16 protein-coding genes are annotated in these 19283 nt (G+C 66.7%); 11 read left to right on the top strand and 5 right to left on the bottom strand.

Annotated features, from left to right (window positions below; all coding sequences use genetic code 11):
- The first annotated feature begins 37 nt into the window (after window positions 1–37).
- From Q7V45_RS04175 to Q7V45_RS04160, 4 genes are all read left to right on the top strand, one after another.
- Window positions 38–4027 carry a cellulose biosynthesis protein BcsC gene (locus Q7V45_RS04175; RefSeq protein WP_304847456.1) on the top strand — a complete coding sequence of 1330 codons (3990 nt, stop codon included), beginning with the start codon at window positions 38–40 and terminating at the stop codon, window positions 4025–4027.
- Between the two features lie 23 nt (window positions 4028–4050).
- A complete protein-coding gene (locus tag Q7V45_RS04170; RefSeq protein WP_304847453.1) occupies window positions 4051–4539 on the top strand; it encodes a hypothetical protein in 489 nt (162 codons plus the stop codon).
- Window positions 4540–4541: 2 nt separating this feature from the next.
- On the top strand, window positions 4542–5603 hold the full coding sequence (locus Q7V45_RS04165; RefSeq protein ID WP_304847450.1) for a glycosyl hydrolase family 8: 1062 nt from the start codon (window positions 4542–4544) through the stop codon (window positions 5601–5603).
- A 132-nt stretch (window positions 5604–5735) separates the two neighbouring features.
- Window positions 5736–6929 (top strand): EAL domain-containing protein, encoded by a 1194-nt coding sequence (locus tag Q7V45_RS04160; protein ID WP_304847446.1) that lies wholly within the window; start codon window positions 5736–5738, stop codon window positions 6927–6929.
- Between the two features lie 32 nt (window positions 6930–6961).
- On the opposite strand, the gene Q7V45_RS04155 is transcribed toward Q7V45_RS04160, so the two are convergent.
- Window positions 6962–8116: a GGDEF domain-containing protein gene (locus Q7V45_RS04155; protein WP_304847443.1), complete on the bottom strand. Its 1155-nt coding sequence runs from the start codon at window positions 8114–8116 to the stop codon at window positions 6962–6964.
- Between the two features lie 24 nt (window positions 8117–8140).
- Window positions 8141–10054 (bottom strand): diguanylate cyclase domain-containing protein, encoded by a 1914-nt coding sequence (locus tag Q7V45_RS04150; RefSeq protein WP_304847440.1) that lies wholly within the window; start codon window positions 10052–10054, stop codon window positions 8141–8143.
- Between the two features lie 288 nt (window positions 10055–10342).
- On the opposite strand from Q7V45_RS04150, the gene Q7V45_RS04145 reads away from it, so the two are divergent.
- Window positions 10343–10696 carry an SET domain-containing protein gene (locus tag Q7V45_RS04145; protein WP_304847437.1) on the top strand — a complete coding sequence of 118 codons (354 nt, stop codon included), beginning with the start codon at window positions 10343–10345 and terminating at the stop codon, window positions 10694–10696.
- Here the strand turns inward: Q7V45_RS04145 and Q7V45_RS04140 are convergent.
- Both Q7V45_RS04140 and Q7V45_RS04135 read right to left on the bottom strand, forming a co-directional pair.
- Window positions 10684–11676: a Gfo/Idh/MocA family protein gene (locus Q7V45_RS04140; RefSeq protein WP_304847434.1), complete on the bottom strand. Its 993-nt coding sequence runs from the start codon at window positions 11674–11676 to the stop codon at window positions 10684–10686. The genes Q7V45_RS04145 and Q7V45_RS04140 overlap by 13 nt on opposite strands.
- A gap of 13 nt (window positions 11677–11689) precedes the next feature.
- A complete protein-coding gene (locus Q7V45_RS04135; protein WP_304847431.1) occupies window positions 11690–12463 on the bottom strand; it encodes a YggS family pyridoxal phosphate-dependent enzyme in 774 nt (257 codons plus the stop codon).
- 230 nt (window positions 12464–12693) lie between these two features.
- On the opposite strand from Q7V45_RS04135, the gene Q7V45_RS04130 reads away from it, so the two are divergent.
- Both Q7V45_RS04130 and Q7V45_RS04125 read left to right on the top strand, forming a co-directional pair.
- Window positions 12694–14925 carry a VTT domain-containing protein gene (locus Q7V45_RS04130; protein ID WP_304847427.1) on the top strand — a complete coding sequence of 744 codons (2232 nt, stop codon included), beginning with the start codon at window positions 12694–12696 and terminating at the stop codon, window positions 14923–14925.
- Window positions 14922–15608, top strand: coding sequence for an endonuclease/exonuclease/phosphatase family protein (locus Q7V45_RS04125; RefSeq protein ID WP_304847424.1), 687 nt, complete (start codon window positions 14922–14924; stop codon window positions 15606–15608). Before Q7V45_RS04130 ends, Q7V45_RS04125 begins: the two co-directional genes overlap by 4 nt.
- Window positions 15609–15656: 48 nt before the next feature.
- Here Q7V45_RS04125 and Q7V45_RS04120 read toward each other — a convergent pair whose 3' ends face one another.
- On the bottom strand, window positions 15657–15890 hold the full coding sequence (locus tag Q7V45_RS04120) for a hypothetical protein (protein WP_304847420.1): 234 nt from the start codon (window positions 15888–15890) through the stop codon (window positions 15657–15659).
- Between the two features lie 196 nt (window positions 15891–16086).
- Between Q7V45_RS04120 and Q7V45_RS04115 the strand changes: the two genes are divergently transcribed.
- From Q7V45_RS04115 to Q7V45_RS04100, 4 genes are all read left to right on the top strand, one after another.
- A complete protein-coding gene (locus Q7V45_RS04115) occupies window positions 16087–17226 on the top strand; it encodes an aromatic ring-hydroxylating dioxygenase subunit alpha (protein ID WP_304847416.1) in 1140 nt (379 codons plus the stop codon).
- A 78-nt stretch (window positions 17227–17304) separates the two neighbouring features.
- Entirely contained in the window at window positions 17305–17823 is a 519-nt protein-coding gene (locus Q7V45_RS04110; RefSeq protein WP_304847413.1) for a DUF1993 family protein, read from the top strand.
- Between the two features lie 137 nt (window positions 17824–17960).
- The gene (locus Q7V45_RS04105) at window positions 17961–18323 is read left to right on the top strand and encodes a hypothetical protein (protein WP_304847410.1); all 363 of its coding nucleotides are present in this window, start codon (window positions 17961–17963) and stop codon (window positions 18321–18323) included.
- A 23-nt stretch (window positions 18324–18346) separates the two neighbouring features.
- Window positions 18347–19150, top strand: coding sequence for an SDR family NAD(P)-dependent oxidoreductase (locus tag Q7V45_RS04100; protein WP_304847407.1), 804 nt, complete (start codon window positions 18347–18349; stop codon window positions 19148–19150).
- Window positions 19151–19283 lie beyond the last annotated feature (133 nt).

Below are 19283 nucleotides of genomic sequence, written 5' to 3'. Positions count from 1 at the left end.
CAGCGCCGTCGTCGTCCTGTCCGTTTCGAGTCCGGGGTTGGCGGCGCCGCCGACGACGGCCGATCCGTCGTCATCGTCGATCTACGGCCTCCTGTTCGAGCAGGCGTCGATGTGGCGGGAGCGCAACCGTCCCGACCTCGCCGCGCAATCGTTGCGGAAGATACTGGAAAGCCAGCCGGACAATACCGAGGCGCTGTTCCAGCTCGGCTCCATCGAACTGCAGAGCCAGCGCTTCGATCAGGTCCGGGCCACGATCCAGCGCCTGCGCCAGATCGATCCGAACGACGCACGTGCTGCGGAACTCGAACGTGCGATGGCGCTGGGCCAGACCGACGAGGTGGCCCTGGTCGAAGCCCGCCGGCTGGCCGCGGCCGGCGCCTACGATCGCGCGATCGCGCAGTATCAGAGGGCCTTCCGGGGCGGGCCGCCGCCCTTCGACCTCGCCGTGGAGTACTACGAGACGCTGGCGGGAACGGGGGCCGGCTGGGACGAGGCGAGGATCCGGCTCAAGGCCCTGGCCGAGCGCAGCTATGCGACGTCACGGACCAAGTTCGCCTACGCCCGCATCCTCAGCTACAACGAGCAGACACGACGAGAAGGCATTGTTCTGCTTGCAGAACTTGCCAGCGACCCGGCAGTCGGACAGGCCTCGTTCGAGGCCATGCGCCAAGCCATGCTTTGGCTCACGGTCGGGCCGCAGGACAAGCCGTTCTTCGAGTCCTATCTGCAGCGCTTCCCCGGCGACACGGTGGTGCGCGACAAGCTCATCGATGCTCAACGGCCGGTGCGACAGGACCCGTTGGGCGCTGCCCTGGCCGAGGCCTATCGCCTCTCCGACCAGGGTCTGAACGACCAGGCCGTCGCGCGCTTCGAGGGCGTTCTGCAGGCCGACCCCACCAACGTCGATGCGGTGGCCGGCATCGGTATCGTCCGTCTGCGCCAGGAACGGTTCAGCGACGCCCGCGACCAGCTCGACAAGGCGATCAAGATGGCCCCGAGCCGGGCGGCCGACTGGGCACCGGCGCTCGAAGCGGCGAATTTCTGGCTATCCTACCGCGAGGCCGTCGCGTTGCGTGATCGCGGCGACCTGACCCAGGCCGAGAAGATCATCCGGCCCTTGGCCGACCATGCCGGCACACCCAGGGAACGCGGCACGGCGCAGGCCCTGATGGGCGACCTGCTGCGCCGCCAGGGCAAGCAGCGCGAGGCCGAAAGCTACTATCGCGAGGCCCTCAGCCGCGATCCGGGGAACAAGGAAGCGCAGGCCGGCCTCTATCAGGTGCTGACGGCCCAGGGGCGCGACACGCGCAGCGAGCCGCTGCTCGCCAATCTCGATCCGTCGGTGCGAACCCGTATCCAGTCGGACGGTGCCCAGCAGGCCGCGCAACGCCTGCGGGTCCAGGCGGCCGGCCTCGAGCGCTCGCAGCCCGAGCGGGCCGAACAGCTCTACCGCGAGGCCATGCGCATGGATCCGTCCAGCCCGTGGATCCGCTACGACCTCGCGAAGCTTCTGGCCAGGCAGGGCAAGGTCGCCGAGGCGCAGCCTCTGATCGACGAACTGGTTGCCAGCGGACGCCCCGAAAGCCTCTACGCGGCGGCCGTCTACTATTCCGAGCAGTCGCGTACGGGCGAAGCCGTGGCCTTGCTCGACCGGATTCCGGTCAACCAGCGTTCGGCGCGCATGAACACCCTGCGCAACGATCTGCGCAACGCCGGTGATACCGATCAGCTGATCGCCGCGGCGAAGGCGGGCGATGCCGGCGCACGGGCCACCCTGGCCGCGCGCGCCAACGCCCCGAACGCGACGCCGTCGCAGCAGGCCAATGCGGCCCTGGCCCTGGCCAAGATCGGCGACCGGGCGCAGGCGATGGCGGTCGTCCGCCGCCTCGCGGCCCGCAAGGACCTCAGCGCCGATACGCTGCGCACCATGTTCTACGCCGCGTCGGAGGCGGGCCAGGACGCCGAGGCCAGCACGCTGCTGGCGCGCATATCCAAGAGCACGGGCGGCCGCGACGTCGCCAGCCTCCAGGAGTCGCTGGCGATCCAGCAAGCCGACCGCCTGCGCACGCAGAAGAATCTTACCGCTGCCTACGACGCCTTGCTGCCCTACGTCTCCGGTCCATCGCCCAGCGTCGGTGCCCGGCTGGCGCTGGCGCGCGTGTACAAGGATTCCAACTTCGGCGAGCAGGCGATCCAGGTTCTCGACGGGATCATGGTGTCGTCCCCGGCGGATCCCGACACGCTGCAGCAGGCGGTGAACATCGCCATCGATCTCAGGAGATACGAGCGGGCCGATGTGTGGCTCGCCGAGGCGCTGCGCCTGCAACCGCAGAATCCGCGCCTGTACATGGTCCAGGCGCGCCTGCTGCGGGCGCAGGGGGACAGCACGGGCGCCAAACGCGCGCTCGAGACCGCCCAGCAGCTCAACCGTGGCCTGGGGCAGACCGAGCTGGTTCCGGTGCCGTCACCCGCATCGGTCGACAAGGCTCCCGTTCAACGAGCGGCGGTCGTGTCGCCCGGCAACACCGGCGCCAGAGCGCCGGAAGCCGCTTCACTGCGGCCCTCCGCCGGCAGCGCCGAAGCCGAGTTCATGGCCGAGTTCGAACGACGCGTTGCCGCAAAGAAGGCTTCGGTCACCACTACGGACGGCGCGCCGAGCCGGTCCGACGTGATGTCGCTGGATCGGCCCTCTCTGGCGACCCCCGCCGTCCTGACGGCGCAGGCGGGCCCGGTCCGCGCCGCACCGCCGGTCCAGGTGGCACAGAATCCCCTGGTGCCGTTGCGTCGGCCGGGCGGCGAGGCCAGCGCGAGCACCTCGGTGACGGCGATGACGCCGCCGCCGCTGCCGGGAACGCCGGGCGCGCCCTCGGGCTCGATGAGCGACACCGATCCGCTCAGCCGCGAAATCGAACGCGAACTCACGGCGCTGAAGAAGTCCACGGCGATCCTCGTGGAAGGCGGGATCGGCTTCCGCGGCCGGTCCGGCGAATCGGGTCTCGGCCGCATCAACGAGATCAACGTGCCGGTCAAGGCCCGCATTCCCATCGGCAACGCCGCCCTCGTTCCGACGATCATGCCGGTGACGATCAACGCCGGGACCATCGGGGGCGATCCGTCGACCCTGTCGCGTTACGGCGCGAACGCGCTTGCAGGCCTGGCCGGCGTACTGCAGCCCAACAACTCGCAGGCCACGGGCATCGCCTTCGGCATGGGCCTCGAATGGGGACGCCTCACCATCGACGTCGGCAGCACGCCGCTTGGCTTCCCGCTCACCACCATCGTCGGCGGCATCGCCTGGAACCAGCCTCTGGGCGACAAGATGAACATAAAGCTCGAAGCGTCGCGCCGGTCGGTCACCGATTCGGTCCTGTCCTATGCCGGCGTGACCGACCCGATCACCAGCCTGACCTGGGGTGGGGTGACGCGCAACGGCGGCGAAGCGATCATCAGCTACGACGACCAGACGCTCGGCCTCTATTCGAAGTTCGCCTACGGCTACTACATGGGCACCAACGTGGCGGACAATCAGTCCTATGAGTTCACCGCAGGCGCCTATTTCCGTCCCATCAAAGACGAGAATCAGGAACTCAAGGTCGGCATCTCGGCGACCTACCTGAGCTATGACCAGAATTACAGCTACTTCACCTACGGCCAGGGCGGTTACTTCAGCCCGCAGAGCTTCTACAGCCTGACATTCCCCATCGACTGGAGGGAGACTTCGGGCAAGTTCACCTACAGTGCCGGGGCGACCCTCGGTGTGCAGAGCATCCAGCAGAGTTCGTCGCTGTTCTTCCCCACGAATTATTACTTCCAGAACGCGGCGAACATCCTGGCCTCGTCCGGAGCGGCGGCGTTTGCACCGCTCTTCCCGGCGCAGAGCAACACCGGCATTGCCTTCGGCCTGCGCCTCGGATTCGAATATGCAGCGACCGAGCGCACTTCGATCGGCGCCAAGGCGAATTTCGACAACGCCTATCAGTACGACCAGGGCACAATTCTGCTATTCCTGAAAAGCTCGTTTAACTAGCCTTGGTTCAGAACGGACTTTCGATGGCTGTCCGCCCGGCAAACAATTCATTCGATCCGTTGACCTTGGGCGTAGCCGCCCGCCGCTCCTGCCCGGCATCCCTGCGGGGGCTGATGGAGGGGCTGGCGACAGCGCTTTCCCAGGTCGCCGGAGACGAACAGGCGCTGCGCATTCTGGCCGGCGCCGGTTCGGCCATCGCCAGGGAACACGCCATCCAGGCCTCCAACTCCCTCGCCGAACTCAAGGCGGCGATGAATGCCGGGTTGCAGGCTCTCGATTGGGGGCAGGTCGATGTCTACGAGGCCGAGAAGGCGCTCGAGTTCGTCGTCGTCGGCTATCCGTGCTTCGACGGGGTCGAGGCGCAGACGGCCTTTGCGGCGATCCTCGAGGCGCTTCTGGAGGGTTGGCTGACCCAGCAGGCGGCGCGGCCCGGCCTTGCCATGCGCCTCGCCGAACGTGGCAGCGGAGCCTATCCGCCGCTGGTCTTCCGCTACGAACGGACCGGTCTCTAGCCATGAACCCGGATCGGGGAACCGATCGTTCGCGCCGGCGGCTCCTGAAAGCGGGCATCGGCCTTGCGGCGCTTTCGCTTTTTCCCACGGCCGCCAGGGCGGACCAGAACTGGCAGACTTTCAAGCGCCGCTTCATCGTCGACGGCCGGCGGGTGATCGACAGCGGCAACAACAATGTCAGCCATTCCGAGAGCCAGGGCTGGGGGCTACTGTTTGCCCAGAGCTATGACGACAAGGAGTCCTTCGGGAGGATCTGGGATTGGACCTCCAGATCGCTGCAGCGGGGCGACGGCCTCTTTTCCTGGCGGTGGTCGCCCAATACGTCCGACCCCGTTCCCGACAAGAACAACGCGGCCGACGGCGACATCCTGATCGCCTGGGCGCTCATGCGCGCCGCCGCGAAATGGAACGAGCCGCGCTGGCTGCAGCCTTCCCGGCGCATCCAGTCGGCAGTCCTCGAGCGGCTGGCTGTCGATTTCCAGGGGCGACTGATCCTGCTGCCGGGCCTTCAGGGTTTTGCGCGCGGCAATCGATACGTGGTCAATCTTTCCTACTATGTATGGCCCGCGATCCATGATTTTGCCGAGGGTGCTGGTGACCGGGGGAAATGGCGGCGTCTCGAAGCCGACGGGCTCTGGCTTTGCGACAATGCGGCCTTCGGCGACTACAAGCTCCCGCCGGACTGGCTGCTGGTCGGGCAGCACGCGTTCCGGGTCGCCGACGACTGGAAGCCGTATTTCGGCTTCGATGCCATTCGCATTCCCCTGTACCTGGCGTGGCACAATCAGGCCTCCCGACTCGGCCGGTTCGTGACGGCCTGGCGGACGCCGAGGTTCGCAGGACGGCCCCCGGCCTGGATCAACCTCGACGACGGCTCCGTGGCGCCGTACCCGTCCAGCGGCGGTTACGCCGCCGTCGCGGCGGTCACGCGGTTCGTGGCCGACGAGTTCAAGGGAACGGTGCCGGTCGCCGCAATCGGCGACGACGACGACTATTATTCGGCCAGCCTGAAGCTGCTCTCGAACCTGGCAGGCCAAGAAGCGCCCCGTGCAAAACGTTCCTAGCCGGCCGCGCTCGACCGCGGGTTGCCTAGTCCATCGGACTGCGAGGGGCCATGACATGGACATTCCCGTCCGATGCGTTTGTGCGCGCGGGCCAGAGGCCACCTTCTGGCCAATCCCCGTCGGACCCGTTTGATGCCGAACAAGTTCCGCGCTCTGGTGGTCAGCGGTGATGATGAATTCCAGGCGGAGTTGGTCGAAAGGGCGACCACTCTCGATTTTTCCGTCCGAGCCATCCGCTCGGCGGAGGAGCTTCCGGACTTTCTGCAGGGGCGGCATTTCGACTGGCTCTTCCTCGACGTCGATCTCGGGCGTGAGCAGTGCCTCTGGATCATCGATGCTCTGGGCGCCGGGTGGCGTCCGCGTACCGTCCTGGTCGGTTCCATCGATGTCGTGGACGGCGAAGTCGTTAGACGGAGCGCCATTCGCGCGGGCCTCGACGTGGTCCACGTTCTCGCCAAGCCTTCCTTCTTTGCCAATGTGTCCATGACGTTGTCCTCCCTTGTCGCCCGGGGGGAGCAGGTTCCGCACGACGACCTGGTTGCGCGCGAACTCGAGGCGATCCCAAGCGACGAGATCGAGGTCCAGTACCAACCCATCGTTTCGATTCAGGATCGGGTGGTCAGCCGGATCGAGGTGCTGGTGCGATGGCGACACCCCGAGTTTGGCCTGATCGGGCCAGACCAGTTCATCGGCCTTGCCGAACAGTCCGGCGCCATCGTCCCCCTTACATGGGAAGTGCTGACGCGGGCCGTCGATCAACAGGTGGCCTGGAGGAAGGAGGGGCTGTCCCTTTCGGTCTCCGTGAACATCTCGGCCCTCATGCTCACCACGCTGGAGACCGCTGAGCATATTCTGGCCCTGCTCGACGCTCGGGGAATGGATCCGCGCTCTCTCATCCTGGAGATCACGGAAACGGAGAGGGCGCGCTATCCGGCCGTCGCCCGCAGCCTGCTGACGCGCTTGCGCACGGCGGGCGTCGGGATATCGATGGACGACTATGGCGTGGGCTATTCCGATCTCGGACGGCTGCAATACTACCCCTTCAGCGATCTGAAGATGGATCGTGGCCTGGTGGCGCGGTTGCCCGGCAACCAGGAGGGCAGGGACATCGCCTCGATGCTGGCGTCCCTTGCGGCTCGCGAGGGGGTGAGCCTGACCGGTGAAGGCATCGAGACGCAGGAGCAATGGGATGCCCTGGAGGCGATCGGCTGCGACTTCGCACAGGGCTTTCTGATTGCCCGGCCGATGCCTGCCGACGAGGTGGCGGGCTGGATCGGGAGCATGGCAAAGGCCGGGCGATTTTGGCCGCCGCAGGCGGCGGACTGACCTCCGGACCGGCGCGCTCCGATGAACTTCCTTCAGGAAGCGTCCGTCTCGGAAACGTCGCCCGCGCTCTGCACCTGGTTGCGGCCCAGGGCCTTGGCACTGTAGAGCGCAGCGTCGGCGTTGCGCATCGCCGTCTCCAGGTCTCCGTCGAGCCTCGCCAGTCCGATGCTGGCGGTGATGCGAAGGGGTCGGCCGTCCACGTCAATCGACAGGTCGGCAATGGAGGAGCGCAGCCGTTCCGCGATCCGCTGCGCTTCCGGCTCGTCGACATCGCGCAGCAGCGCGCAGAATTCTTCGCCGCCGTAGCGGGCGACCAGGTCGCCGGGGCGTAGCTGGCTGCGTGCCAGGTTCGCGAAGGCGATGAGCGCCTGGTCGCCGCCGGCATGCCCGAACGTCCTGTTGACCTCGGAGAAGTGGTCCAGATCGATCATCAGCACGCAGGCCGGGTCCCTCAGGCGCTTCCCTTCGTCGAGGAGGAAGCGGCGATTTGGCAGGGCCGTCAACTCGTCGGTTCTCGCCAGGCTTTCGTAATGATGCCTCAGCCGCTCGTGGGTCATCATCAGGAACCCGAGCGTCATGGCCACGACGCAGATCGTATTGACGAGGAGCGTGATGCCCTGGGTCGGGTCGTAGAAAGGCGTCGTCGGCTCTTGCGGCGGATCTTCGAGGAGGGAGAAGACGATGCGCACGACCATGGCAAGGGCCGTGATCAGAAGCGCAAGCGCCGTGGGAATCCGGCTGATCAGCGGCTCGCTGATCCTGGCCCGGAGGACTTCCCAACCGGCAAGCAGCGACAGGATGGCGATCGCGAACGAGCAGAGCGCGACGCGAACATTGACATCGGTGCCACCCGCCAGGGCCGAGGAGAAGATGATGAAGAACAGGACCGTGGGAATGACGGCACGGTTGAGGGCAAGCTCCCCGGTGTTGAACCGCCGCACGCTCATCCACAGGGTGGCATAGGCTGCAACGACCAGCGAGTTGGCCATGATGACCATCGGAAGGGGCGAGCTGGTGGTCCGCAGGCTGAGCTCCAGGGATCCCAACGCTCCCAGCGCGAGGGCAATGGCCCAGCCGCGCACGCCGGGGACGTCGCGATGATGCGACCAGGAGAAAAAGTAGATCCCGGCCATCACGAACGCGACCACGAAGTTCAGCAGATAGAGCGTCAGGACGTCGACCGACATCGACATTTTTGCGGCGGGGCCCGGTCAGGCGCTATCGGCGTCCCGCCAGGCAACGACCTGGCCTGACATGACGAAACGGTCGCGACCGGCATGCTTGGCGGCATACAGCGCGCGGTCTGCTGCTGCGATCAGCGATGGATGGTTGCCCTGGGTTTCGGCATTCGGCCAGCCCGTCGCACCATCGATGCTCATCGTCACCCGCTTCGTCGGCGGGTTCAGGGCGTGCGGCAGTTTGAGGGCTTCCAGGGCCGCGCGGATCCGCTCTGCGACCAGCGTACAGCCCACTTCGTCGGTATTGGGAAGCAGCAGCACGAATTCCTCGCCGCCATAGCGGGCGGCAAGATCGGCCGGGCGACGCGCTTCCGCTGCAATCGCCTTGGCAACGGCCTTCAGGCACGTATCGCCGGCCTGATGACCGTATTGGTCGTTGAACTTCTTGAAATTGTCGACGTCCATCATCACCAGCGAGACCGGGTTGCCGTCGCGCTCGGCCCGGCGCCATTCCTGCTGCAACATGTCGTCGAAGTGACGCCGGTTGGCGAGCCCCGTCAGGCCATCCCTGGTCGCCAGGGTCGCCAGCCTTTCCTGGAGGTCCTTGTGCTCCGTCATGTCTCTCGAAATCGCGACGACGCCATTGACCTTGCCGGTCTTCGGATCGCGGGTCGCGCGCAGGGCGGTCTCGAGCCAAATCTCACCGCCCTGCCGGTGCCGCGTCCGGTAGACGAGCCTGGTCTCCTCGATTTCACCCTCCTTCAGGGCCCGCACGGTTTCGCGCACATGCGGCAGATCCTCGTCATTGACGCCCGCCAGCGCGAGCGTCCCGCAAAGCTGCTCGGCGCTCCACCCCAGGAGGCGAACGCACGAGGGTGATACGTAGATCACGCGCTCGTCGAAGCCGATACGCATGACCATGTCGCTCGACTCCTCGGCCAACAGCCGGAAGTCCGCCTCCTTGGCAGCCAGCACCGCCGCTACGCGTTGCCCCTTCAGCAACTGGCGCACCAGGTAGATGCCCGTGCTGGCAATCAATGCCACCAGGCCGAGGACCAGGGCCATTCGGATGATTGCCTCCTGGCGCCAGGGCGCGAGGACTTCGTCCTTTGCTTCTGTCGCAAGGACGAGAAGCGGAAAGCGCTCGCTCAACCTATAGTAGCTCAGGCGCATCGTCTGGTCGAATGGCGACCTGAAATAGTAGAGACCCGCCGGTCGGCGGGCGTCCATGTCGCGGATGAGCGGCGTGCTCGAGATATCGCGGCCGACCGAGGTTTCATTGTCGACGCTTCGCGCCAGTATGATACCGCTCTTGTCGATCAGGTTGATGACCCCCGTCGGGCCGAGGTCGAAGCGCTTGTAGAAGTTCGCGAAGTAGCTCGCGTCGATGGTGGCCAGCACGACACCGGCAAAGGACCCGTCCGGGTGATCGAAGCGGCGCGACGCCGTGATGACCCACTGTCCGCCGGAGCGGCTCCTGATGGGGCTGCCGACCAGCAAACCCTTGTCCGGCGATGCGCGATGCTGCTTGAAGTAGTCGCGATCGCTGTTGTTGAACAAGGCGGGATTGACGGACTCCGACGTCGCGAGCCAGCGGCCGGCTGCGTCATAGACGAACAAAGCCCGGACGCGCCCCATCGTGCCCTTCCGGAGGTCGATGTCGTCTCTCAACCTTTGGACGGCGCCAGGCCCGATGCCGTCCGTCTCCAGACGGTGGACGAGGCCAATGACCAGGCTGTCGGCCAGTTCGAAAGAATCGTCGGCATGCTGGACGAGCGATTGGGCGATGTTTGCGACGTCGACTTCGGCGGCTTTCAGCGCTTCGTGCCGCAACCCCAATTCGCGCAGGGAACTGAGGGTGAGGAGCGCCACGCAGATGAGGGCGACGAAGCCGCCGGCCAGGAAGGCCAGTTGGCGCAGACTGGCGTTGCGCAGACTCGCGCTCATTTCACGAACCCGCAAGAACGCATGCCCGGGAACGCGGTCCTAGATGGCGTCGCACCGAGAGGGCGGTCGGATCCATCCCAAATTTCCCAATCGTATGACGAAAAAACTGATTAGCCCCACACGAAGCGAGCATAGGCCATCGTCGCCGGCAAACAAACTCGAATAGTCGCAGCGGCAAGGCAATTTCGGAGTTCTTCACCCGTGATGCCATCCCGGTCAGCGGATGACCGTGTTCTCGCCGTGTCGTCCAGATGCTAAGGGGGCCTACTGGTCAACGACGAGAGTCACGTGGCGAAAGTAGTCGTCAGAAAGTCGGGAATTCACGGCAACGGTCTCTTTGCCGCCGAGGAGATTCCATGGGGCACGAAGATCATCGAGTACAAGGGTGAGCGGATTCCCGATGGGGTCGCCCTGGCACGGATCGCGGCGGGGGCCGACAGCATCTTCGAACTGGCAAGGAACGCGAACATCGACGGCTCTTCCGGCGGCAACGAAGCGCGTTATGCCAATCACCGCCGCCGGACCCCCAACGCCTTCATTCTTCGCGACGAGGGCCGGATCTGGATCGTGGCCGGAATCGAGGGCATCGCGAAGGGAGAGGAGATCACCTTCGACTACGGATCCACGTTCTATCCGCGGTGACGGGAGAGCGACCCGGCGAGAATCCCCTCGACGATTTCCTGGACGTTGAACGCTTCCTCGAGCGTCGCGAGGTGATGGGCCTTGCCGCGCGCCAGCCGGGCCACGCCTTCGAGCTGCCGCTTCAGCGCCAGCGGCCGGGCCCGTTCGTTGGGCATGGCATCCGGTGCGGGCTGCCAGGTGCCGTCGGGCAGGCGGCGCTCGGCGATCGACCAGTCGCACAGGCGTACGGCGCCCCGGTCGCCTTCCAGCGTCCAGACATTATGATCGTCCTTCGCCGTCGCGCCGACGGCGCCCGAGAGCGTCACCGGCAGATCGCCGGCGAGCAACGTGGCCGCAATGCGCCGTTCGGACTTGCCGGACTCGGGAAGCCAGGCCTCGCCGTTCAGACCGTGCAACGGCCCAACCAGCCGCCGCGCCAGGAAGAGGAAGTGCGAGACGACTTCGCGCGTGAAACCGCCTTGCACGGGCTTGTCGAGCCACGTCACCGCATCGGCCTGCCACGGCCGCGGCCAGACCTTGAAGCCCACTTCGATATCGATGCGTTGCGGCGTGCCGATCTCACCCTTGGCGATCCAGTCCCTGAGGGCGGCCACGGCAAAGGAAGAGGCAAAGGGAAAGTTCACCGCGCCCCGGTCGCCGGCCTCGCCAACGAAGGTCCGCGCGTCGGCGACATCGACCGAAAGCGGCTTCTCGCCGAAGAAGCTCTTGCCGGCGGCGAGGGCTGCGCGCGCGTGACCCAGATGAGAGGCCGGAGGCGAGGCGATGTAGACGCAGTCACTCGCCGCGATCACCGCCGCCGCGTCGGGCATGCGCGGCACCTTCGGAAAGCTCTGCTCCATGCGCCGCATCGCGTCGGGCGAGGGGTCCCAGAGGCCGCACGCATGAACCAGAGCGGGATCCTGTTGAAGGATCGCCCCGAGCAGGCGTTCGCCCATGATGCCGGCACCGATGATGCCGATCGCCACGCTGTCATTGGTCATGTCACTCACCCAGTCAGGCCTTTGGCCAGTAATGGCCGTCGGGAGTCGAGCGTTTGCCGAAGATCGCCTCGCCGACGCGCACCACGTCGGCGCCCTGGACGATCGCTTCCTCGAAATCGTTCGACATGCCCATCGACAGTTCCCGGATCGCGGGATCGTGCCGGCCGGCCGTATCGCGCAGGTCGCGCAGGCGGTCGAAGCAGGGGCGCACCTTGTCGAGGTCGGTGCTGAACACCGCCAGGGTCATCAGCCCGCGCGGCTTGAGCCGCCGGCAGCGCCGGAGTTCATCGAGGAAGGGGAGCAGCTCGTCGGGCTGCAGGCCGTACTTGCTCTCTTCGCCCGACGTGTTCACCTGCACATAGACGTCGAGCGAACGGTCCTCCCGGTCGAGGCGCGCGTCGAGCATCTCGGCCAGCCGCACGCTGTCGAGCGCGTGGAATTCGCGGGCGAAGCGGGTCAGGTACTTGACCTTGTTGGTCTGCAGGTGCCCGACGATGCTCCAGCCGATGTCGAGGTCCGCGAGTTCGGCCCGCTTGGCCACCGCTTCCTGGATCTTGTTCTCGCCGAAGTCGCGGATGCCGGCCGCGTGGGCGAAGCGTAGGATGTGGGCCGGCACTGTCTTGGTGATCGGCAGCAGCCGCACCGTCTCGCGCGGCCGGCCGGTGCGGGCGCAGGCGCGCAGGATCCGCTCCTCCACGGAGGCGAGGTTGCGGCTGAACAGGGCGAGAGGGTCGGGGCCGAAGCGCGTGATGTCTTCGGCGGTCAGGCTGACTGAAGGAACGTGCATGAGTATCCGGCTAGGTCGTCCGGCAGAGATACCCTAGTCGAGCTTCCGCGTCGCTATGAACACGCCGACGGCGACGGCGATCGACGCGGTCGACACCACGATGACGACCGGCCATAGGAGGCTGCCAAGAAAATCCAACATGGGGGCTGAACGAGCGCCGCGGCAGTGCGTTCCTGCTTTCCTGGCTCTGCGCTGCGGATCATTGCGAGGCGATCCGCGTTATAGGCGCCATGTCGCCTCTTTTTCAGCCCGGACGGACCGTGTGGAAGGTCGAACGCGCCCGCCGGGCGGTCGTACTGATCGACGGTGCGGCCTTCTTCGCGGCCGTGCGCGAGGCCTTCCTGCAGGCGCGGCGCACCATCTTCATCGTCGGATGGGACATCGACAGCCGCACCGAGCTGGTGGGCGAGCAGCCGCCCACAGACGGGTTTCCGACCAGTTTCGCGGCTTTCCTCACGGAACTCGCGGCGCAGCGGCCGGAACTGCAGATCCATCTGCTGCTCTGGGACTACTCCCTGGTCTACGCGCACGAACGCGAGCCGTTGCCGCGGCTCGCCCTCAACTGGCAGATGCCGCCACAGGTCACGCTCTGCCTCGACTCGACCGTGCCGTTCGGTTCCTCCCAGCATCAGAAACTGGTGGTGGTGGACGATGCGCTGGCCTTCTCGGGCGGTCTCGACCTCACCATCCGCCGCTGGGACACCAGCCGCCACGAGCCCGACAACCCCCGGCGCGTCGATCCGGCCGGCGAGCCCTACCGGCCGTTTCACGACGTTCAGATGATGGTCGACGGCGAGGCGGCGCGGGCACTGGCGCTGCTGGCCCGCGCCCGCTGGTGCCACGCCAACGGCGGCGAGCCAGAGGTCCGGCCAGAGGGGCAGCCCTGGCCAGAGAGCTTCGAGCCCGATTTCACCGACGTCGAGGTCGCGATCACCCGCACCCAGCCGCGCTACCATCGCGAGGAGGAAGTGCGCGAAGCCGAAGCGCTGTTCATCGAGAGCATCGGGCGCGCCGAGCGCACGATCTATATCGAGAACCAGTTCATGACCTCGGGCGTGATGGCCTCCGCGCTCGCGCGCCGGCTGCGGGAGCGGCCCGAGCTGGAGGTGGTGATGGTCGCGCCGCGCAGCCACGATTCCTTCGTCGAGCGGCGCACCATGCGCAACGGCCGCATCCGCTTCTGGCGTACCGTCAAGGCGGCGGGCGGCGACCGCGTCCGGCTGCTCTATCCGTCGATCGAAGAGAACGGCCAATCCACCTACACGATGATCCATTCCAAGATCATGGTGGTGGACGACTCGTTTCTGAGGGTCGGCTCGGCCAACCTCAACAACCGCTCGATGGGGGCCGACACCGAGTGCGACCTCGCCATCGAGGCGGCGACGGACCGGGAGCGCACCACCATCACGAGGCTGCGCAATCGACTTCTCGGCGAGCATTGCGGCGTCTCCGCGGAAGAAGTCGCGGCCGCCGTAGCCGAGCAGGGCTCGCTGGTGCGTGTGGCCGACCAGCTCTGCGGCAACGGTCACTGTCTCAGCCCGATCGACGATGGCCAGCCCGACCGTACCATCTTGGCGCGCCTGGCCGAGCGGGTTGCCGATCCGGCGCGGCCGCTGCGGCTGGGTCGCCTGGCGGGGCGTCTGCTGCCGCGCCTGCTGTTCCATGGCAGTCGCACCGTCGGGCGGCGTCTGGCGAAGCGAGAGGACCGGCGCGCTGCCAGGGAGAGGGAAGTCAAAGCCGCGCGAGAGCCCTCGCACAACGACGAGGATTCGGCGCAGGAGGGAATCCTCGGAAGAGCGGGAGTCCTGGTGGTTGCCGCTCTCGCACTGATCGTCCTGCTGACGCTCGCCTGGCAATTCACCGGGCTGAAGGAGCTGGCGCAGCCCGACCGGATCCGTGAGCTACTCGAGGGCGCCGAGGGCGAGCCCTGGGCGCTGGGCCTGGTCGTCGGTCTGTTCCTGCTGGGGGGCGCGGTGGCGTTTCCCGTCACCATTCTGATCCTGGCGACGGCCGCGGTATTCGGGCCGTGGTGGGGCATGTTCTATGCCAGCGCGGGCGTCGCGGCGAGTGCGGGGCTGATGTTCGCGGTCGGCGCCCGCTTCGGGCAGGAGGTGCCCAAGCGCCTGCTCGGCAAGCGCTGGGACAGGCTGCGCGACCGTCTGCAGCGGCGCGGGCTGCTCGCGATGGTCGCGCTGCGCGTGGTGCCGGTGGCCCCTTTTTCTCTCGTCAATCTTGCGGCGGGCGCAGGCTCGATCCGCTTCGTCGACTTCGGGCTCGGCACCCTGATCGGCATGGGACCGGGCATCGCGGCGATTGCGCTGATGGGCGACCGCATCGCCAAGCTGCTGGCCAATCCCAGCGCCGGCCAGATCGGCGTGCTGGTGCTCTGCGTCGTCGGCTGGATCGGCCTCTCCTTCGGCGCACAGGCCATCGTGTCACGGCTCGGGGAACGGACCTCTTGAATTCCGTCCGGCTGATGACCTGGAACATCCACGGCGCGTTCGGTCGCAATCCGCGCTTCGACCTGGATCGCGTGATCGCCCTGGTGAAGAGCCACGCGCCCGACATCGTGGCCCTGCAGGAGATCGACTCGCGAAGCGTTCGGGCACATATGGGCAATCCCTTCGATGTGCTCCAGGCCGCTCTGGGCTCGCACGGAATCGGCGCCAGGACGGTGGTGACGGCGGACGGCGAATATGGCCAGGCGCTGATCAGCCGGTGGCCGCTGGAGAACACGCAGATCCACGATCTCTCCTATCCCGAGCGCGAGCCGCGGCGGGCCATCTGCACCGACGTGGCGACTCCCTTCGGGCCGCTGCGCGTGATCGCCACGCATCTCGGTCTCACGTTGCGCGAGCGGCGAAGCCAGGCGATCGCGCTGCTGGGCATGCTGGGCCGGCTCGACCGCCCGACCGTTGCGCTGGGCGACTTCAACGACTGGCTGTGGGCGGGCTCGGTGCGCCGCGGCCTCGCGCGCGCCCTTCCGGGCTTCAGCCGGCATCGCACCTTTCCCGCACGACTGCCGCTCTTCCAGCTCGACCGAATCTATCTGTCGCCAGCCTCGGCCCTGATCGGCAGCTGCACCGACTACCGCGCGCGGGATTTGTCGGATCACCTGCCGGTGATCGCCGATATAGCGGTCTAGCGTGGCCTGCAACGGCAACGCCTGTGCTCGGCGTCAGGTCCGGGTGCGTCAGACCTTCTTCTTGCCCCTTGTCGCTGACTTGCGCTTGGCGCTGGTTTCCTTATTGGCGGCGGTCTTCTTCTTCGCCGGCACCTTCTTGCCCTTGGCGCGCGCTTCGGTCGCCTCCGGCCCGTAGGAGCGCAGCAGATGGTCGAGCTGGACGATGTCGGCGCCGAGCTTGGTCACGGTGCCGGCGTTGACCGAGTAGGCCCCGTTGGCCGCCGACAGCATGAGGGCCAGCACAGCGAGGTCAGCGACGCCACGATCGCCGGCGCCAGCTTGACCACCGCGCCCGACTCCTTGGTGAGGTGGCGCTGGGGCAGGGCGCGCCCGCCTGCATTCACCATCCACTTGCGCCGTCTCGCTGCGCGGCTGGGTTTGTTGCGTCGCCGAAGGCGCGGGCCATAGTATCGCTCCGCCCGCTTGCAGAGGACGAAGAATGGCCGCGCTGCTGAACGAAACCGACCTGATCGATCGCATCCTGGCGCACATCGACGGCAAGACGACGGACAAGGGCAGCGTGGTCTGGCGCGAGCCGGTCGAGAACTATCATTCGCCCGAGCGCTTCGCGGCCGAGCTCGAGGTGCTGCGGCGCGTGCCGATGGCTTTCTGTCCGTCGGCGGCGCTGCCCGAGCCCGGCTCCTACATCGCGCGCACGACGGTCGGCACGCCGCTGCTGGTGGTGCGTGGCACCGACGGCGTGGTGCGCGGGTTCCGCAACGCCTGTCGTCATCGCGGCATGAAGCTGGAGGAGGGCGAGGGCTGCAAGCGCGCCTTCGCCTGTCCCTATCACGCCTGGACCTACGGTCTCGACGGCTCGCTGCGGCACATCCCGGGCGAGGACGGCTTCCCCGGCCTCGACAAGGAAGCGCACGGGCTGGTGCCGGTGGCAGCGGTGCAGGAGCGGAACGGCATCGTCTTCGTGACGCAGGACGAGCCGCTGTCGGACGGACCGCTGGGCGACCTGCCCGAGGTGCTGACGGACGACTACGTCCTGTTCAACAAGATCGAGTTCGACGACAAGGCCAACTGGAAGGTGCTGGGCGAGACCTCGATGGAGGGCTACCACATCAAGGCGCTGCACAATCAGTCGTTCTTTCCCTACGGCTACGACAACCTAAATGTCGTCGAGTTGCACGGCCGCAATTCGCGCATCGTCTTCCCGTTCCGCCGCATCGAGAAGCTGCGCACCGTGCCGCGCGAGCAGTGGAGCACACAGGGGCGCATCACCGACGTCCACCAGCTCTTTCCCAACACCCATGTCAGCGTGCTGTCGAGCCACGCCATCCTGATCATCCTCGAACCGGTGTCGCCTTCGGAGACGCACTGGGTCGTCTACCAGCTCGCGCCGCGCCTCAAGAACGGCAAGCCGCTCGACATCGAGCAGGCGCGCAAGGACGCGAACTTCGTGCAGGAAAGCGGCATCCTGGAAGACCGCCACGCCGCCCGCGAGATCCAGGCCGGCCTGGCATCTGGCGCCAACACCCATTTCACCTTCGGCCATTACGAACAGGCGATCGGCCACTTCCACAAGCACCTCACGGAACATGTCGAGATGCTGAAGGCGGGACGCAGCTAAAGAGCCCGAGCTCTGGCGGCAGCCGATGGAATCGCGTAGGGCCTGCGCGCACATCCACCAACCCCCTCCGAGGTTCGCATGATCCACACGCTCGTCGTCTCCCAGTTCAGCAAGATGCTGGGCAACCTGCTGGCCATCCTGAACGAGGCCGAGAAGTATGCCGGCGAGAAGAAGTTCGATGTCGCCGTCCTGCTGCAGGCGCGCCTGGCGCCCGATCAGTTCAACCTGATCAAGCAGGTCCAGATCGCCTGCGACACCGCCAAGCTCGGCGCCGCGCGTCTGGCGGGTACCGAGAAGGACGCGCCCGCGCAGGCCGATACCGAAGCGACGCTGGGCGAGATCAAGGCGCGCATCGAAAGCACCGTCGCGTATCTGAAGGGCTTCACGGCCCAGTCGTTCGCCGGGGCGGCCGAGCGGCGCATCACCCAGCCGCGCTGGAACGGCAAGTCGCTCTCGGGCGAGGAATTCCTCGTCCAGCACGTCATTCCGAATTTCTACTTCCACGTCACGACGACCTACGCGATCCTGCGCCACAACGGCGTTCCGGTCGGCAAGCGAAACTATCTGGGCGACATGCCCTATCGCGAAGCGGCCTAGCGGGCCCGGTCCGCAGGGCAGCGGTCTGCCCTGCGGACCTTGCTCGCGATTGGCCGAGCCCTCGGGCTGCCGGGGCTGGCTCCGCACCGGTCCGTCCGTCACACTCGCGAACGGCAGAGCCTCGGGGGAGCGTGGTGGTGGTGCGGTCGACCATTCCTATCGTCATGGTGAGCGTGCTGGCGCTCGCGGAAGCGGCCGTCGCCCAGCGGACATCGATCATCGAGGCGAGCAGCCATGGCGAACTCCAGGAGAAGTTCTGCGCGGCCGATCCCACGATAGAGCACGTGCTGGTGCTGCCGGCATCGCTGTTCGCCGACGCACGGCAGCTCATCTGCGACAGCGGTCCGTACAAGCTCTATCGGATCGTCGATCTCCAGGACACCGACGACTTCTCCTATTCGCTCGATCCGCCGTTCTACAATCGCGGCGCGCGGCTGGGTTGCGACGGCAAGGCCGGCCGCGGCATGCAGACCGTCGCGGTCAACTGCCGTCCGCTCTAGGTTATCTCCAAAGGATGCAAGACATGTCAAAGCGTGTTGAAGGAAAGATCGCCGTCGTCGTCGGCGCGGGACAGACACCGGGCGAAACGATCGGTAACGGAACGGCCATCGCCGGCCTGCTCGCGCGCGAGGGCGCGACGGTGCTCTGCGTCGACCGGAGCGGCGAGCGCGCGGAGAAGACGGCCAAGGACATCTCGTCCACCGGGGCCGTCGTTTCGGCGATGGAGGCCGACATCACGGTCGCCGACGATTGCGCCCGCATCGTCAAGCTCGCCGTGACGCGCTATGGCCGCGTCGACATCCTGATCAACAATGTCGGCATCGGTGGCGGCGGCGATGCGCCCGCCCACCGCATCGAGGAGCAGGTGCTGGACCGCATCCTCGACGTCAATCTCAAGGGCATGTGGCATACGATCAAGGCGGCCATCCCGGTGATGCGGGCGCAGAAGTCCGGTTCGATCGTCAACATCTCCTCGCTCGCCGCCACCAGCGGCGCGACGCAGATGGCCTATGAAGTGTCGAAGGCGGCGGTGAACCGCCTCACGACCCATGTAGCCCAGTCCAACGCCCGCTACGGCATCCGTGCCAACGCCATCATGATGGGCTTCATGGACACGCCGATGGCCATCACCGGCATCGCGCAGGCGACCGGCCGCCCGACGGCGGAAGTCCGGGCCCAGCGCAACGCCATGGTGCCGCTGCGGGGCAAGATGGGCACCGGCCACGACACCGCCTACGCCGCGCTGTTCCTCGCCTCAGACGAGGCGCAGTTCATCACCGGCGAGATCCTGCGCGTCGACGGCGGCATGGGGCTGGGGCTGGCGTAGCGGCTTTCCGCTTCAAGTCGACCCGCACGCCCTCATCCTGAGGAGCGGCCGCAGGCCGCGTCTCGAAGGATCGGCAACAGGCTCGGTGCTCGTGCCCATGCTTCGAGACGCGTCCCGATGGGACGCTCCTCAG

The sequence above is a fragment of the Reyranella sp. genome (genome assembly GCF_030651995.1).
Lineage (GTDB): Bacteria > Pseudomonadota > Alphaproteobacteria > Reyranellales > Reyranellaceae > Reyranella.
The sequence above is the reverse complement of the archived record's forward strand: the minus strand, read 5'-3'. Positions and strand labels throughout refer to the sequence as shown.

Coding starts and splice junctions, on each gene's coding strand:
- Q7V45_RS04170 (WP_304847453.1), top strand. CDS start 4,051: ATGGCTGTCCGCCCGGCAAACAATTCATTCGATCCGTTGACCTTGGGC.
- Q7V45_RS04165 (WP_304847450.1), top strand. CDS start 4,542: ATGAACCCGGATCGGGGAACCGATCGTTCGCGCCGGCGGCTCCTGAAA.
- Q7V45_RS04160 (WP_304847446.1), top strand. CDS start 5,736: ATGCCGAACAAGTTCCGCGCTCTGGTGGTCAGCGGTGATGATGAATTC.
- Q7V45_RS04155 (WP_304847443.1), bottom strand. CDS start 8,116: ATGTCGGTCGACGTCCTGACGCTCTATCTGCTGAACTTCGTGGTCGCG.
- Q7V45_RS04150 (WP_304847440.1), bottom strand. CDS start 10,054: ATGAGCGCGAGTCTGCGCAACGCCAGTCTGCGCCAACTGGCCTTCCTG.
- Q7V45_RS04140 (WP_304847434.1), bottom strand. CDS start 11,676: ATGACCAATGACAGCGTGGCGATCGGCATCATCGGTGCCGGCATCATG.
- Q7V45_RS04135 (WP_304847431.1), bottom strand. CDS start 12,463: ATGCACGTTCCTTCAGTCAGCCTGACCGCCGAAGACATCACGCGCTTC.
- Q7V45_RS04130 (WP_304847427.1), top strand. CDS start 12,694: ATGTCGCCTCTTTTTCAGCCCGGACGGACCGTGTGGAAGGTCGAACGC.
- Q7V45_RS04115 (WP_304847416.1), top strand. CDS start 16,087: ATGGCCGCGCTGCTGAACGAAACCGACCTGATCGATCGCATCCTGGCG.
- Q7V45_RS04110 (WP_304847413.1), top strand. CDS start 17,305: ATGATCCACACGCTCGTCGTCTCCCAGTTCAGCAAGATGCTGGGCAAC.
- Q7V45_RS04100 (WP_304847407.1), top strand. CDS start 18,347: ATGTCAAAGCGTGTTGAAGGAAAGATCGCCGTCGTCGTCGGCGCGGGA.